Source organism: Bittarella massiliensis (ex Durand et al. 2017) (assembly GCF_017566145.1).
In the GTDB taxonomy this organism is placed as follows: Bacteria; Bacillota; Clostridia; order Oscillospirales; family Ruminococcaceae; genus Bittarella; species Bittarella massiliensis_A.
The window spans coordinates 1-211 of the sequence record NZ_JABFCL010000371.1; the positions used below are offsets into that span (position 1 = coordinate 1).

Genomic DNA, 211 nt, shown 5'->3' on the forward strand with positions numbered 1-211 from the left:
GTCTGGATCCTCGGCTGACGTCATTGAGCTGCATATCCGCCAGCATGAGAAAGACATGGTATCGGTTTCTGAACTTGCGAAGATCACAGCGCTTTCTCTTGAGGAAGTGGAAGAAGATATAAAAGAGCTCAGGGAAGAGGGAAGGATCTCTGTGTTTCCGATGAAGAAAGAGACATATGTATGGCATATCAGCTCGCAGGAGAGCATGACG

Annotated in this window: 1 pseudogene; it reads left to right on the top strand. The window is 47.9% G+C overall.

From position 1 onward, the window contains the following. Positions 1–211 (top strand): annotated as a pseudogene (locus tag HJY11_RS14710) (HTH domain-containing protein); the annotation flags it as partial.